The organism is Atopobium sp. ICM42b, from assembly GCA_000564995.1.
Lineage (GTDB): Bacteria > Actinomycetota > Coriobacteriia > Coriobacteriales > Atopobiaceae > Lancefieldella.
The window spans coordinates 1-16135 of the sequence record JDFH01000024.1; the positions used below are offsets into that span (position 1 = coordinate 1).

A 16135-nucleotide genomic window follows, 5' to 3' on the forward strand; every position below is an offset into this window, starting at 1 on the left:
TCGTACGGTAATCAAGACCAGAAGGTTTGCAGAACCTATCAGCGTATGATTTTACTACCTGGGAGATCGTACGGTAATCAAGACATGGGCGGTGCGACTCAACCACGCAGCGGAATTTTACTACCTGGGAGATCGTACGGTAATCAAGACAATGCCGGGTGTAGTAACGATACCAACAAGATTTTACTACCTGGGAGATCGTACGGTAATCAAGACATGCTCAGTTCATGGTCTAACGGTTCTTCTATTTTACTACCTGGGAGATCGTACGGTAATCAAGACACACACCGAGCCTTCTGGAGCGTCACGAGTAAATTTTACTACCTGGGAGATCGTACGGTAATCAAGACACTATACAGGTGATAAGTGGAATCGCTTTGATTTTACTACCTGGGAGATCGTACGGTAATCAAGACAGTAAGGGGTTCTACCATGGCAACTACTAAATTTTACTACCTGGGAGATCGTACGGTAATCAAGACACTTCATGAGTAACCCAACGCTTGAATTCTATTTTACTACCTGGGAGATCGTACGGTAATCAAGACATTGAAGGTATGTCTGAGAAGCTTCTGAAGATTTTACTACCTGGGAGATCGTACGGTAATCAAGACATGATTGAATGTAAGAGCCTAAGCGGTAAAATTTTACTACCTGGGAGATCGTACGGTAATCAAGACTGCAAGCTTTGAGAGAAAAACATGAGTGCTATTTTACTACCTGGGAGATCGTACGGTAATCAAGACGCTTTTCTCGCTTACATTGTGAGCGGGTGAATTTTACTACCTGGGAGATCGTACGGTAATCAAGACTACATGACTTACAAGGTAAATTCTAGCTAGATTTTACTACCTGGGAGATCGTACGGTAATCAAGACTTGTAGGCTCTCACGGTATGCCTGTGCTATATTTTACTACCTGGGAGATCGTACGGTAATCAAGACGATTACACAATCAGCCTTATAAGCGGTACAATTTTACTACCTGGGAGATCGTACGGTAATCAAGACAGTAAGCCTATCGCTGAAATTCATTACCTAATTTTACTACCTGGGAGATCGTACGGTAATCAAGACTCTTATCTTGCCCTCTATGGCCACTTATTAATTTTACTACCTGGGAGATCGTACGGTAATCAAGACTGACCAGCGTAAGCGCAATTACACGTTTGTATTTTACTACCTGGGAGATCGTACGGTAATCAAGACTGGTCGACTGCACATAGCCCGTGTGCAGATATTTTACTACCTGGGAGATCGTACGGTAATCAAGACAGTAGTGGCCTGGTCGAGAGCGCCAACAAGATTTTACTACCTGGGAGATCGTACGGTAATCAAGACTCCTTGCAGCTCGTTGTCTTCGATGATGAAATTTTACTACCTGGGAGATCGTACGGTAATCAAGACTCAGATAGTGCATAATGTTGTATCGCTAGAATTTTACTACCTGGGAGATCGTACGGTAATCAAGACACAAACCCGTTTGCAGCCCTGCTATGGGTTATTTTACTACCTGGGAGATCGTACGGTAATCAAGACCTCCGCATATAAGCTTGCTTTGGCAATAAGATTTTACTACCTGGGAGATCGTACGGTAATCAAGACAGTTACGCCAGGACGCGTCACGATTACATAATTTTACTACCTGGGAGATCGTACGGTAATCAAGACGATAAGAGCCAGCCAAAATGCTTTGTTACGATTTTACTACCTGGGAGATCGTACGGTAATCAAGACTATGCCCTACACGGTGCTTACGCTTGACCGATTTTACTACCTGGGAGATCGTACGGTAATCAAGACCTGATGTACACCGTCGCCCCATTCTAAGAGATTTTACTACCTGGGAGATCGTACGGTAATCAAGACTATGGAACGATGGCGCAAGACGTATATAAAATTTTACTACCTGGGAGATCGTACGGTAATCAAGACCTAGACCCCGTAATTGAGCATATGCAGAATATTTTACTACCTGGGAGATCGTACGGTAATCAAGACGAGATATCGACAATGAACTGAATAGCATTAATTTTACTACCTGGGAGATCGTACGGTAATCAAGACAGCGGCGGCAACTCGTATTCGCCGATGCAAATTTTACTACCTGGGAGATCGTACGGTAATCAAGACATGATTGGCGCGTCGCCTAGATCATACTTGATTTTACTACCTGGGAGATCGTACGGTAATCAAGACCCCTCTGAACCTGCATAAAACACCCATTTAATTTTACTACCTGGGAGATCGTACGGTAATCAAGACAGTTCAGCGCCCGCTATTCTTGATAGTCGTATTTTACTACCTGGGAGATCGTACGGTAATCAAGACAGCACGTATTCGTCGATGATTGATAAAATCATTTTACTACCTGGGAGATCGTACGGTAATCAAGACTTTAGAAGCTCGTGAACGTTGGTTTCAGACATTTTACTACCTGGGAGATCGTACGGTAATCAAGACCTGATGAACTTCACGAACACATCAGCAAGGATTTTACTACCTGGGAGATCGTACGGTAATCAAGACTCAGGCGTTGCAACTGCTGAATTTCTATCAATTTTACTACCTGGGAGATCGTGCGGTAATCAAGACTATCCTCTTCTGTGGAACCCACAACAAGCTATTTTACTACCTGGGAGATCGTACGGTAATCAAGACAATGGCGTCCTGGAGTATCGCCGTCTTATGATTTTACTACCTGGGAGATCGTACGGTAATCAAGACTTGACGCGCTTGATTAAGGTGTGTTTCCTTATTTTACTACCTGGGAGATCGTACGGTAATCAAGACAGATGGCAACAACTACCTTCTCTTGGCTGCATTTTACTACCTGGGAGATCGTACGGTAATCAAGACCGGGCTTTTTTGTGCTTAAAATGGCTCTCTATTTTACTACCTGGGAGATTGTTAAGATAATCAAGATTGCGAAGATCTCGAAATACTCTCCTGTGATTGGTTTTATTACCTAGGAGACCATTCTATAATCAAGATATAGTCGCAGTGAATTCTATTAAAAACTGGGGTTATTATAAAATTAAATATATGATTAATGGCGTACGTTGCTATATCAGCTTATACCTAGAAAAGTATAAAAGAAAGGCATCTATTATGGCTACTAGTGAAGCACAGAAAAGGGCCAGCGCTAAATATCGAAAGAATAACGTAAAGGCAATTATGTTTAATCTATATCCAAGCGATAGCGATTTAATAGAGTTCTTGGAAGGTAAAGAGAACCGTTCAAGCTACATCAAAGAGCTTATTCGCAAGGATATGAGTAATTCAAAAAATTAGTTTGTTTAGCGCCTGTATTTGGCGTTCTCAAATGCAATCTTGAAGTCTTCGAGGAGTTCTCGTGGGACCTTCTCTTGGTCTCCATGGTGAAGTTCTTGCATAAACACATTGCTTATGGCTCCAAAAATCAGGCGAGGAGCAATCTTATCTGCAAGAGGAACAAACTCTAGGACATATCTTTTATCATCAATGGTAAGCCAGGTGACTCTCCAGCTACTGACGGTTCCCTCAATATTAGACGCATGGGCCGAGGCAAAGACATTTTGATTGTTATCAAAGAGGTACACGACCCCATCTGCGTCAACGCCAACAAAACCGTCTGTAGCGCACTGCTCAAAACCAGAAACAATATGCGCACCACTGGTCCAGAACACCCAGTTCTTCTCGCCAGCCATAGACAGACCTTTCTAAACATCAAAAGTTACTTGTTTAAATGGTAGTTAGAGAATACTTTTAGGGCAAGTAATTTTCGGTCAAAAAGTATAGTTTACCTGCGAACTCAACCTGCTGTTGAGTGCTCGGAAACCGTTGCGATACCTAACTCAACTGATGCGTTCTTGTTGAACGTATTGTTACGACTCATAGTGAAATCAGCGGCCCGCAAGCTATTTCAGTAATAATGAGTTGAGAAAAGGAGCAACTATGACTACTTCATCTGAGACCCTTGGTCGTCGTATTGCACGTCTTCGTTTGGCTAGAACTGCAACGCAGGAGCGTCTGGCAAAAGAGCTGAACGTGAGTCCGCAGGCGGTGAGCAAGTGGGAGAACGACATTAACTATCCGGACATCTCGCTGTTGCCAGATCTTGCGCGCTTCCTTGGCGTGTCCGTTGACGAGCTTTTGAGTGGCGCAAGTGCTTCCACTCAGGAGACTGAAGTTGCTCAGGAGAGCGCTGTTGAGAAGAGCACTGCTGAGGTTGTTTCCGTTGCAGCTGGCGAGCCCGTAGAGATTGTAGAAGAGTCTACCGAGCAGGACAACCAGGGCATTGCTGTTCAGTCTTCAGGTTTCAGCTTTGGTAAGCTTTTTGGTAAGAGCATGATCAAAGTCGAGAAGAACGACGAGGCTGACGGTAGCAAGAAAAAGGGCGTCCGCCTTGGAAACGGTTCTGCAAAACACGGCTTGCACGTGTACGTTGTTTCCGACGATGGCGACGTTGTTGATATGTGCGTGCCTCTGGGCCTGGCAAAGTTTGTTTTGAATTCGGGAATTCAGGTTAGCGGAAATTATCTTAATCAGGAGACTCAGGAGCAGCTCTCTAACATCAATCTTGATGCGCTTATGGACGCCGCAAAGACAGGTGAGAGTGGCACACTTGTGGATATTACATCCGCAGACGGTGACGTCGTGAAGATCTGGTTTGACTAAGAGTTACTGATTATATAGTGAAGTCAAAATTGTCATCCACATGACGCCCGAAGGCATTTAAGGCAATTGCCGTTAAAAGATTGGAGGTGTCGGCTAATGGGAACGCATTATATGGCGAGTGACGACCGTCTTCTTCTAGTTAAAATTGAAAATGGACTTCCTTTTTCTTGGGACTGGAAGGCAAAGGATTGGAAATTTAACGCAAGTCTAGCCGACATCTTCATTGGTGAGCGAACTCTTGATGACGTTACACTCGAAGAGATAGAGCAGTTCAAGCAGGAGAGAACAGTTCCTGTTGTTTCTTGGAAAACGACCTAATTAAATTAATTTTTGTTGATTTAGGCCACTTACAAAATCTATGTGATTTGTGATAACGGCAGATGGGGCATATTAAAAAATGCACCTGCTCTCGCAGGTGCATTTCATTCACCAACAAACCCGACTCAGTCCAGCCGTTGGCTCGTCCTTTAACTAGCAAGTGTATCTATTTTCGTTGATTTAAGCCACTGAAAAGTGGCTTTTTTCATATACGCAACCGTTGCGGAAAAGCGGTACCTACCTCGTAGCAAGGGTAATGCTACTCGTAAACGTCCAAGCGGACGGAACCTGTTGAAAGGAAAGAAATGGATTTGAAGGAACCTGTAACTACTCAAGAGCAGCTCGACAAGATCGTGAAAGACGGGCTTGAAAGAGAGCGTGTTTTGGCGCAGTGGCATTCTGGCTAAAATTAGGTATAATAGTTAATAAAGATACCCGTCCAATTCTATTTGATATGGATTTGCGCGGGTATCTTTAGGTTTTAGCGTAGTGACATTTTGACTGGTGACGTTTGATAAAGATTGGTTGTCTAATTTAGATCCAGACGGAAAGCGCTGGTCATAACTTATTTTGTTGACATTTTATTGCAGGAATGTAGAATTTCAATGACGGAAAGTAGCACAGTACGGGGAGTGCCCTTGATGGAGGAGACGTAGGTTCAAATCCTACCGCCGTTATTAGCCGCCTTAGAGCGGCTTTTTGTTTAGTGTAGATTTTACGTAACGCTGCAAAAGCACGTTCTTCTCGGCTGGTAGTGGAGATTCTTACATGAAGTCTTTGATTGTGTACTATTCGTTTTCTGGCATCACAAGAAGGCTTGCGGAGGATATTGCGCTGATTACCGATGGTGAGTTGCTGGAACTTAAGCCTCAAGATCCCTATTCTTTCTCGTATAACACAGCGGTAAAAGAGGTTAGGGTTCAAATAGAAAAGGGCATTTGTCCTGTACTTATGCCAAGTGATGTACATGTCGGTGACTTTGATACTGTTTTTATAGGATCACCTAACTGGCTTAAAACATTTGCTCCTCCGGTGCTTTCGTTCTTAAGAGCAACGGATTTAAGCGGTAAGACAATCATTCCGTTCTGCACGCATGGCGGCGGAGGATTTGGAAACATGATTGAGGAGTACCAGAGGGAGTGCGGTGCTTCTCGTGTAATGCCTGGACTGGCGGTAAAAGGCACGTATACTTTTAGTGAAGTGCAAAAGTGGCTGGATTCGATAGGGTTGGACAATGCGAGTACTTCTAGCTGAAGACGAGAAAAGAATGGCCGTAGCAATTGTGGCTCTATAAAGCGGATGGCGTGCCCTCCCTCTATGCAGAGCGAGGCTGCGCGCCATCGGCAATTTGAAATATATCACATTTTTTCTTGGATAAAAGTACTCTACACAGACGTCTTTCTCGACAAGACGTCTTTTTTATTTATGCAGGTAGATGGCTATATAACAAAATATGCGAAAATCGCATATTTATAGGTTGACGTGCAGTTTTGTAAATATTCTAAAATCGCATATTTTAGATTTTATCTGGGGCTACTCGGATTCCGTATCATCATGTACAAGCAGGGAGTTGAACAGCTCGTCGATATCGGTGTGTCGCTGAGCGGTTTCTTCCTCGGCGAGAGTCCATGAGCCGTCTTGGTAGTAAAGAACGTCACCCTGACAAGCGTTGCTTGGAAGCTCATCAACAGAAACGGTAAACATATTGCCTGGCTGATCGTTTAGTTCAAGCACGGCAAGATTGTTGTCTTCAAATCGATCAATGATTGCTTTCATTACTTGGACCTCGATGTCGACGACGTGCTAGATTTTTCTTGTGAGGTAGGCGCTACAACGGTACCGTTTTTCTCGCTAGATATATCAATGGTTGTACCATCGCAGGTAATGGTAATGGTTCCGTTGGCGCCCGTCCCCCAAACCTCAACGGAATGTTTATGGAGGGCGTTCAGGACCGACTGCATGGGATGGCCGTAGGAGTTGTCTAAGGCGTACGAAAGGACGGCGTAGGTAGGTGAGAGCCTGCGAACCAGCTGCTCATTTGTGCCTGTTCGGGAGCCGTGATGGGAGAGCTTAAGCACGTCAATATGGCCAGGATTGGCGTCCAGGATGGCGCTTGTGGGCGCGTCTCCCGTGAAGAGGAACGTTTTGGTGCCCACGGTCAGCTTGATGATTATCGAGTAATCGTTGGTGTCGGGGAAATTTGCGTCTTTGGTGGGCCAGAGAATTTCTAGCTTGTAGCTGTCAATTTGGTCGATGATGGTGCCCGCCTCGGCAAGGGTTATCTGCAGGTTATTGTTCTGGATAGCGGCCAGAAACTTTCTGTATGTTGCCGTGTTGTTTGTTTTATTTGGTGCGTAAATGGTCCCGATTTGGGTGCTGGAAATGACGTCCGCCATACCGCCGATGTGATCTTCGTCGGGATGGGTGGCCACCAGGTAATCAATTTTGTCTCGACCAAGTTCTTGGAGGACCTGGGCAATTTTTGGGGCAGAGCCCGTGGGGCCTGCGTCGATGAGCATGGTTTTCTCGGGGAGTGCGATGAGAATGGCTTCTCCCTGACCTACGTCGATGAACTTGATGGTTACGTTTGTGCTGGCCTGAGCGGTGGCAGACGACGTGCCGGAGCCTGATTGGGAGGACCCGCCAGGCGCTTGAACTGCGGTTTGTTGGCCCGAGAACTCCGCGGTAGATAGGGTGGTTGGAAGCGGTTGCGTGAGCGCTGCGCTAAAGTAGAGCGCTACCGTAAGCGTGGCTAGTGCGATTCCAGCTTTCTGTTTTCCGGCGTATCGTTTATGGGGTTTGAGCTTGCCTTTTATGAGCTTTTTGGGAGCACTGGCATCCTCGTAGATGAGGTTCAGGGCGCTTTCGATAACCGGAAGCGAAAAAATTGCTGGTAGAAGGTAAGAAAGCATCGACGGAGAGGCAAGTGTTTGCGCCAGAGCAAATGCGCCAACAATCAGCGCTGCGTTTAGAGCAAGCCTGGTAAGTGCCGATTTCCAGCCTTTAAGATAAAACTGCGGAATACCAAAAATGCCAAATACCAGGGAAAGAAGGAGCGCAAATAAGTAGTCAGATTGCTTGCCAGAGGATGTACCGGGTGATTCAGTTTTACTGTCAAATTGCTTTTGGTTGGGCATAAAACCTCTCTGGACACGTGCGTTCTGAAGAATCTTACCCTATTTGACCAGCCAGTCCAGGGCTTTCTGCATTCTTCCTTCAACGTTTTGGAAATGATTTCCGCGGTTGAGCTCAAATGTCGAGGTTATTCTCGCACTCTCTAGCTTGCTGGCGAGAAGTTCTGCGTTCTCTCGCACGTGCATTATTTGTGGATTGGGGGTCCGTGCTTCTCGGTCACCCAGAGAAAGATAGGCGTGTGTGAGGCCGACCGCTCCTCCGCTGAGCTGCTGATCTACGTAGTCCAAAAGCCCTGGGAACCAAAACGATCCGGAGACAGCTCCGATGCGCTGGAAGGTTGGGATAGGCGTGATGCAAGCCTGTGATAAGCCGGCCCACAGGCTAAACAGACCCGCGAGCGAGTATCCCACAAGCGATCTATACGCCGGCGGCTTGGTGAGCTCCGACTCCGCCCAGGGGATGATCTGGTTGATGAGGGTATCGAGCGTTTTCTGGGCGCCGTCGCCAAAGTTGGGGCCCTTAGCAAAAACACGCGGAGCATACCAGGGCGAGAAGTTTTCTTCCCACAGGTCAACGCTAACGTTAACTAGGCTGACGCCCTCAGGTACCTGAACGGGGGAGTTGTCGGCCACGTCACCCAAGAGGTAGACAATAGGTGCTCCAGCTACAGAGGACATCTGCGCGTGGACGGAAAGTTCGGAGATGATTGTTTTTCTCGCCACGGGGTTGGCGGGGTGCGAGGCGGCGGGGTGCGTATCTGGTGTAGCGCTCATGCTACTCACTCAACGTCATTTGCAGGTAGTAGACGTTTTCGCGCAGGCGAGCGGCAACCTCGCGGTCGATGACACCCTCAAACTGCAGACGCGAAATCTGATCCAGCTCAATGCGCAGGGCGTTTTCTGCCACGTCATCAGCGTACTTTCGAGCATCCGCAATCTGCTGCCTAAAGTGAGGCGACATCTTGTGTGAGCTCAGGTTGTAAGGCAGCAGGTAGGAGACTTGGGTAGTGCTGGAGTCATGTTCATCATTGATGTTGATGCGGCCCCAGATGGACTCAATTGCTGATTCGTGGTCAATCATCAGATTAGATGCGATGACCGCCAGCTCCTCATCGTCACCGTTAGCGATGCGTTCCAGGTCATCAAGCTCCGCGTATTCCATCTCAAGTGCGTATAAACACGCCTGGTAGTAGGACTGGTCTGCGTCCTCAAGATGCCTGATTTCGCCGTCGAGGATACGTTGCGCTGCCAGCTTAAGCTCGTGAAGGGCAACGGCAATCCGCGAGCGGTGGTTTGTTGTTGCAGCAATGTTTGCGATGGGTCCGTAATAGCCTACTGACCTGCGGATTGAAGTAATGTCATCGACAATTTGATCCCACGGAATGGGGTTCTGCGTTTTAATATGGCGCTCGCGTAGCTCCTCGAGGCATTTCTGCTGGACTTCTGTCTCGTGAAGGACCAGCTTTTTGACAAGTTCGCCCGAGCCAGGGACAGTGATACGAGAGGCAAACAAGCGGTTGGTATAGCGTGTGATAGTCAAACGAAGCGCAGGTAGATACTTTGCTTTGGCGTTTTCTGACTGCAACATGCTCCTGAGCTCGCCAAGAGTTGCTTCAAGAACGGCAATCTCTCCCTTGTGGAGACGTTCGGGCAGGTCAGAGTCTGCTTCAGGGGACTTTGATAGCACGGGTAATAGATTGTCCGCTAAAAGCAATGTGGCGAGAATAACGCCGGCAGCGATGGTAATCAGCAAATCCCTCTGCGGAAACGCTGCTCCAGACTGGGTTGTGAGCGGCAAGGTGAGGATAATCGACAACGTTACCGCGCCTTTTGCACCTGCAATAGTGGTAACCAGCACGTTCTTGATGAGCTCGGCCGACGTGATTGAGATGGGCTTTATGGCGCACGTGGGTTTGGGCTGCTCAGCGATCTGCTCCGAGGTTTGCACCGAGCCCAGTTCAGCGAGCGGCTGGTCGGGTTTCTCGCCGTTGGAGCTGCTACCTGCGTAGGTGCTGCTACCTGCGAGGTCATTCTCGCCGTCGACGGCGTCTTTACCGGTGCAGAGATGGCCGCCCTTGTGGAGCTTGTGAGTTTCCAGCGCGTAGAGCCACGCAAAGCGGACACCGTGCATGAACAGGGTAATCACGACAACAATTCCTAGAATCTGCAGGATATTGAGGCCGCCGTTGGTGCCAGGAAGCACGGCAAGGGGGAGCTGCATTCCTAGGAAGACAAAGATGGTTCCGTTGATCAAAAAGCTGATGACTTTCCACGTGGAGTCTGAGACCAATTTTTGCCTTGCAAACAGCGCTTTATTGCTCTGCCTGCGAGGTAGTGCAATCACCAAGCCAGCCGCTACAACAGCTAAAACGCCAGAAACGTGGAAGGTTTCGGCAAGAAGATAGACAAGAAACGGTGTCAATACTTCATAGAGAACGTTTGCGACGGTGTCCTCGTAACCCAGCCTACCAAGCATTGCGTTAATGGCAGAGAAGGCAAAGCCAGTGACAATTCCCATTGCCACGCCGCCCACAAAGAGCACCGTGAAAGATCCCGCTGCGTCTACCAGCGAGAACGCACCCGTTACAGCCGCAGCTACGGAGAATTGGAATGCAACGACTCCGGATGCATCGTTAATCAAGGACTCTCCCGAGAGAAGCGTCTGCTGGCGATGGGTCAGGTGGATGTTGGACTTAAGCGCGGTGACGGTGGCTGCATCGGTTGGCCCCAGGGCCGAGGCCAGCGCAAACGCCGCAGCTAGAGGAATTGAGGGGACCATGAGGTGGAGGGCGTAGCCGACCGAAAGCACGCTGATAACTACCAGAGCAATCGCCAGCGACAAAATACTGTTCAGGTTGAGGAGAAGTGCACGAATGTTGGTTTCTCTCGTCTCGTTGAACAGGAGTGGGGCAATGAAGAGCAGCATAAAGAGCTCGGATTCCAGGTGAACCTCCTGGACGCTGGGCAGCACGAGCGCAACAAGCAGGCCGATAACAACCTGGATAACGGGGATGGAGACGTTGACAAACTTGTCGATAACCGAGGAAGCCGCGACGCATGTCAAAACAATGAGCACAAATTCGAATGTCTCCAACAGGCTTCCTTCCTGGTCGTAGGTGGCAACGGCGGCGAGCGTTGAGCAGCGGGTCCGTGACGAGCGGCGGGTCCACGAGGGTTCCGAGCACACGGGGTTTCTCGCCAGATAACGCTTCATTCGAGTATATACGGTTTTGCGGCTCTAGCTTGACTTGGCGCAGATAACACATGGTTTCTGCGGTGATGCGTGAGCTCTATCAGTGAGGCTTGGAATTGCGAGCCAGAAAAGTGCATGAAGTCTGAGTACATTTACTCAGACATAACGAGAAAAATCGGCAAATAGCTCAGACTTGGTGAACTTTTCCGGCAAATTATTCAGACATGGCGAGAAAATCAGGCTCCATGGAAGGGCGAACTCGGACGCGCTTTAAACTCTGCCTGAAAAGTGAGCCTGAAAAGCGAGCCTGAAAAGCGAGCCTGAAAAGTGCAAAGATTCTGTATTTTGGATACAGATTCTTTGATGAAATCAGGCAAATCCACAGATTCTTTGATATTTTCAGGCAAATTTTACAGATTCTTTTAAGAAATCAGGCGCGGAGCAAATCAGGCGCGGAGCAAATCAGGCGCGGAGCAAATCAGGCGCGGAGGAAATCAGGCGCGGAGCAAAAATTGAGCGCCCCTAGATTACACAACTCCCAGGTAGAAGAACGTGTAGTTGAGCACGTTGATTAACGTATACAGACCGCCAATGACCAGGTAGGGCCAGAGGTGCGCTTTGGTGATTGCGATAAACTCGCGGATAAACGCCGTGGGCCAGTACCAGCCTTTGGTGTGCGAACCGATGCCATCTGCCTTAATGCCCAGGTTGTGGGCGTATTCGGCGCAACGGAAAACATGGAAATCGCTGGTAACAACCGCGGTGGTAAAGTCTCCGTTTACGGAGGCAGTGTCGCCGCTCGGTGCACTCGCGTCTTCGGCCGCTGCTGTGGCGGGCGCGCCGTCGGCCGCTGCGGAGGCGCGGTCGGCGCGGATAATGGCTAGCGAGTACCTAAGATTTTCCCAGGTAGTAGTGGACTTGTCTTCCATGAGGATTGCGTCAGCTGGAACGCCCTTCTCCAGAAGATAATCGCGCATGGCCTGAGCTTCGGAGACCACCTCATCAGCACCTTGACCTCCAGAAACAACAAACTTTCCGTGCTGATGCTGCTTGCTCCACAGCTCAAGTGCCTTATCAATCCTACCCGCGAGTAGCGGGGTTGGTCGCGGGCCATCAAGTCCAGCGCCATGAATGATGATGTAATCGTACTGACGACGGCGGGGAAGGATCCGATATATCCACGAATAGAACAGTAAGGCCACAAAAGTAAACGAGAACCATAAGCCTTCAAGTGTAAAAAGCCCCAGCGAAAAGACAACAACATGACGAGTATCTGGGTCAAAATAATTTACGATAGACGGAGACGCAAGCAGTAAGATAAGAAATCCAGCCATCAAAAACGGCAGCATCGACGTCAGTGAAAATCCGTTATTTTTTACCACAACTATGGTGTTGATCAGCAAGAAACCAATGGTCAGAAATGGTGTAAGCAGTATAAGAATAACCAGAATTAGTCCAAGGATAAAGTTGTTCAGCCTCAGCACCAGAAGAATTGATGACCACGCAAGAGTCGCGAACAGAAAAAGCGCATTGCGGAACTGTCGAGGTTCCTTGATAAATGAGTAAATAAACAGCACACCAGGAACAACCGCTGGAGCCAGCAGGGTGGCGTACAAGATTATGTATTGCCAATCAAAATGAGCACCAGCGTCTTTAAGTAAGTTATCAATGGGCATGCAAATTCCTTTTTTTGACTGCTGGTTTTCTCCACAAAGCGATTCATTGAAGAGGTTTATTTGGCGAGAAACTCATCTACCAGAATTATAACAAAGCGCCCCTGCGTAGCTGCTGAGACGCCTCTGCATACCACTCGACATTGCTTGCATACAACAGAAAAGTGGACAGTTGCCCTTTTGATTCGGTGAACGGTAACCGTTCGCCGATAAGCGTTGTTTCACATCGGCCGGAGGTTTGGTTAACGGTATGTTAGCGTACACATTGTCTACGTGCGCAAATATCCGTTATTTGTATAACGCATGATTCTCGGAGATAAAATTCATGAAAATCTGCTCAACCTTTCACGGTTTCGTTCTAGATTTGCGTAAAAAAGTACTTGAAAATGTACTTCGCGAGTGTTCGTCGTTTTGTTGTGGAGAGGACCCAATTGTGGCTGCAACAAAGCAGCGAGCTTTCGCAAAAACGTTTATAAGCCTCGTCAGTGTCACGCAAAAGGCGTGCTCCTCCACGAGGTAGGTAGTGTTTCATTGCTAAGAAACACAGATTTTAGGAGGGTTTTATGAAGGGTTATGCAATGCTCAAGATCGGCGAGTCCGGCTGGATTGAGAAGGAGACACCAAAGTGTGGTCCTCTGGACGCAATCTGCAAGCCACTTGCGGTCGCAATTTGTACATCTGACATTCACACTCTGTGGGAGGGCGCAATCGGCGACCGTCACAACATGATTCTTGGTCATGAGTGCTCCGCAGAGGTTGTCGAGGTTGGCGAGTGCGTCAAGGACTTCAAGCCTGGCGACCGCGTCCTCGTTCCTGCAATTACTCCAGACTGGAACTCCCTTGAGGCACAGGCTGGCTACTCCATGCACTCCGGTGGCATGCTGGCTGGCTGGAAGTTCTCCAACTTCAAGGACGGCGTCTTCTCCGAGTACTTCCACGTAAACGACGCTGACGGTAACCTCGCTCACATGCCAGAGGGCATGGATCCAGCAGACGCCTGCATCCTTTCCGACATGGTTCCAACCGGCTTCCACGCAGTTGAGCTGGCTGGCGTTGAGTTCGGCGACACCGTCCTGGTCATCGGCATTGGACCTGTCGGCCTTATGTCCGTTGCTGGTGCTGCACTTCACGGTGCTTCTCGCATCATCGCTGTTGGTACCCGTCCAGTCTGCGTTGAGGCAGCTAAGGGCTACGGCGCAACCGACTTCATCTCCTACAAGGACGGCCCAATCTGGGAGCAGGTCATGGAGCTCACCGGCGGCAAGGGCGTTGACCGCGTCTGCGTCGACGGCGGCGGCTGCGAGACCTTCGAGGACGCTGTCAAGGCGCTCAAGCCTGGCGGAAAGATTGGTAACGTCAACTACCTCGGTTCCGGCGACTACGTCAACATTCCTCGCGTCGAGTGGGGCGTTGGTATGGGCCACAAGGACATCCGTGGCGGCCTTATGCCTGGCGGCCGTCTGCGCATGGAGAAGCTCTCCAGCCTGGTCACTTCCGGCCGTCTTGACCTTCACCCAGAGGTTACTCACCTCTATCACGGCTGGGATCACCTCGAGGAGGCTCTCTTCACCATGCGTGATAAGCCAGCTGACCTCATCAAGCCAGTTGTTGTTATCGACTAGGTAATCAACTAGGTCGCGTTATTTAGTATGTTTGAGCTGGCGAGAAGTTCGGTTTTCTCGCCAGCTTTTTGCGCTGGTGAGCGCCAACGGAGTTTAGGAAGCGGTTGTATTCATGAAAATCCTTGTTGTATCAGGCTTTCTTGGAGCTGGTAAAACCACCTTCATTCAGGAGCTCGTGCGCCGGACTGGGCGTGATTTTGCTATCTACGAGAATGAATATGGCCAGGCAGACATCGATGCGCGTCGCCTGAGGCAGGACTCCGACCTCAAGGTTTGGGAGTCTACCGAGAATTGTATTTGCTGTTCGGGCAAGCAGGATTTTGCGACGTCGGTGCTGACCATTTCAAACACCATCGACCCCGAGTATTTAATTGTTGAACCAACTGGTGTGGCTAAGCTGCAGAGCATTCTTGATAACGTGAATCAGGTGGCCTGGGAGCGCATTAGTTTGCTGGCGCCGGTCACCGTGGTCGACGCCGTTTCGTGGCAGAATCAGCGCACCGATTTCCCAGAGATTTTTGATAACCAGCTGAGCGCCGCTGCGAGCGTTGTGGTTTCCAAGCTTGCTTCAGGTAGCGAGGATGCCGCTGAGCCCATTAAGCAACTTGCGGCGGAGATGAATCCGCAGGCAGAGGTTATCGCGGAGTCTTCATATGCTGATATTCCTGATGAGTGGTGGAATGGTCTTTTGACTCGTGCGCTTGACGGTTCTGTTCTTAAAGATTCAGCTAGCGAGAAGGACGAGGGGCCTGACCTGGAGACTATGGCGCTGACTCACGCAGAGCTTCCAAGTCCAACGCACTTGATTTGGCTTTTGGACGCAGCGTCGGCTGGCGTTTTTGGAAAGCTTGCGCGCGCAAAAGGAACGTTGCCGTGCGGCAATCAGTGGGTCAAGTTTGACCTGGTAGAGCGCGCATGGGCGATTACGGGCGATGAGCCTCAGGAAGAATCCAGGTGCGTGTTTATCGGCCGCGACCTGCTGCGTCATGGACTTCGTGAGGTGTTTGTGCCGGCGTTCTGGCACGAGCAGTCGGACTTGGCTGACGAGCACGATCACTCGCACTGCGACCACGAGCACGGATACTGCGAGCACGAACATTGCGATCACGAGCACGGACACTGCGAGCACGAGCACGGTGAGCACGCGCACGAGCATGACCACGAGGGACACGCGCACGCGCACGAGCACGGCCACGGCGAGCACGACCACGGCGAGCACGCGCACGAGTACGGCGAGCACACACACGGGCACGGCGAGCACGCGCACGGCGAGCACACGCACGGTGAACACGACCACGGCATGCACTGAGTCGCAAGCGCATAAAACATGCAACTAAAAAGAGCCTCCGATTGAACTGCCTCCCATTTCTTGGACATAAGAAATGGGAGGCAGTTCATATGCGGGTGATTATGATTCTGCAGCGTGTTAGCGTCGACTTTTAGGCCTGGCGAACAAAATAGCGTAGCTTTGGTAGGTTCTGCTGAAGAATCGACATGTTCTTAATCAAGATAGTAGGCAGCTAGCACACCGAGCCTT

Annotated in this window: 12 protein-coding genes, 1 tRNA gene and 1 CRISPR repeat array; of the genes, 7 read left to right on the forward strand and 6 right to left on the reverse strand. The window is 49.3% G+C overall.

Annotation, left to right across the window (positions count from 1 at the left end):
* The first annotated feature begins 48 nt into the window (after positions 1-48).
* Positions 49-2858: a CRISPR direct-repeat array (repeat unit 36 nt; unit sequence ATTTTACTACCTGGGAGATCGTACGGTAATCAAGAC).
* A 252-nt stretch (positions 2859-3110) separates the two neighbouring features.
* Positions 3111-3293 carry a hypothetical protein gene (locus HMPREF1493_RS06080; RefSeq protein ID WP_035428698.1) on the forward strand — a complete coding sequence of 61 codons (183 nt, stop codon included), beginning with the start codon at positions 3111-3113 and terminating at the stop codon, positions 3291-3293.
* 5 nt (positions 3294-3298) lie between these two features.
* Here the strand turns inward: HMPREF1493_RS06080 and HMPREF1493_RS06085 are convergent, their stop codons facing one another.
* The gene (locus tag HMPREF1493_RS06085) at positions 3299-3688 is read right to left on the reverse strand and encodes a hypothetical protein (RefSeq protein ID WP_035428684.1); all 390 of its coding nucleotides are present in this window, start codon (positions 3686-3688) and stop codon (positions 3299-3301) included.
* A gap of 247 nt (positions 3689-3935) precedes the next feature.
* Between HMPREF1493_RS06085 and HMPREF1493_RS06090 the strand changes: the two genes are divergently transcribed.
* The 4 genes from HMPREF1493_RS06090 (at position 3936) to HMPREF1493_RS06100 (ending at position 6230) form a co-directional block, all read left to right on the forward strand.
* The gene (locus tag HMPREF1493_RS06090; RefSeq protein ID WP_035428686.1) at positions 3936-4658 is read left to right on the forward strand and encodes a transcriptional regulator; all 723 of its coding nucleotides are present in this window, start codon (positions 3936-3938) and stop codon (positions 4656-4658) included.
* 96 nt (positions 4659-4754) lie between these two features.
* Entirely contained in the window at positions 4755-4976 is a 222-nt protein-coding gene (locus HMPREF1493_RS06095) for a hypothetical protein (RefSeq protein WP_035428688.1), read from the forward strand.
* A 606-nt stretch (positions 4977-5582) separates the two neighbouring features.
* Positions 5583-5654: transfer RNA gene (locus HMPREF1493_RS07055), tRNA-Ile, on the forward strand.
* 90 nt (positions 5655-5744) lie between these two features.
* Positions 5745-6230, forward strand: a complete 486-nt coding sequence (locus tag HMPREF1493_RS06100; protein WP_035428691.1) for a flavodoxin — start codon at positions 5745-5747, stop codon at positions 6228-6230.
* Between the two features lie 279 nt (positions 6231-6509).
* Here the strand turns inward: HMPREF1493_RS06100 and HMPREF1493_RS06105 are convergent, their stop codons facing one another.
* From HMPREF1493_RS06105 to HMPREF1493_RS06125, 5 genes are all read right to left on the reverse strand, one after another.
* Positions 6510-6752 (reverse strand): DUF3006 domain-containing protein, encoded by a 243-nt coding sequence (locus HMPREF1493_RS06105; RefSeq protein WP_035428693.1) that lies wholly within the window; start codon positions 6750-6752, stop codon positions 6510-6512.
* The gene (locus HMPREF1493_RS06110; protein ID WP_232215528.1) at positions 6752-8113 is read right to left on the reverse strand and encodes an MBL fold metallo-hydrolase; all 1362 of its coding nucleotides are present in this window, start codon (positions 8111-8113) and stop codon (positions 6752-6754) included. Before HMPREF1493_RS06110 ends, HMPREF1493_RS06105 begins: the two co-directional genes overlap by 1 nt.
* 39 nt (positions 8114-8152) lie before the next feature.
* On the reverse strand, positions 8153-8884 hold the full coding sequence (locus HMPREF1493_RS06115; RefSeq protein WP_051485325.1) for an alpha/beta hydrolase-fold protein: 732 nt from the start codon (positions 8882-8884) through the stop codon (positions 8153-8155).
* 1 nt (position 8885) lies between these two features.
* Positions 8886-11204, reverse strand: a complete 2319-nt coding sequence (locus tag HMPREF1493_RS06120) for a cation:proton antiporter (protein ID WP_035428694.1) — start codon at positions 11202-11204, stop codon at positions 8886-8888.
* A 626-nt stretch (positions 11205-11830) separates the two neighbouring features.
* Entirely contained in the window at positions 11831-12979 is a 1149-nt protein-coding gene (locus tag HMPREF1493_RS06125; protein ID WP_051485328.1) for a YdcF family protein, read from the reverse strand.
* 560 nt (positions 12980-13539) lie between these two features.
* On the opposite strand from HMPREF1493_RS06125, the gene HMPREF1493_RS06130 reads away from it, so the two are divergent.
* Both HMPREF1493_RS06130 and HMPREF1493_RS06135 read left to right on the forward strand, forming a co-directional pair.
* Positions 13540-14598, forward strand: a complete 1059-nt coding sequence (locus tag HMPREF1493_RS06130; RefSeq protein ID WP_035428696.1) for an NAD(P)-dependent alcohol dehydrogenase — start codon at positions 13540-13542, stop codon at positions 14596-14598.
* Positions 14599-14710: 112 nt separating this feature from the next.
* A complete protein-coding gene (locus HMPREF1493_RS06135) occupies positions 14711-15907 on the forward strand; it encodes a GTP-binding protein (protein WP_232215530.1) in 1197 nt (398 codons plus the stop codon).
* Positions 15908-16135 lie beyond the last annotated feature (228 nt).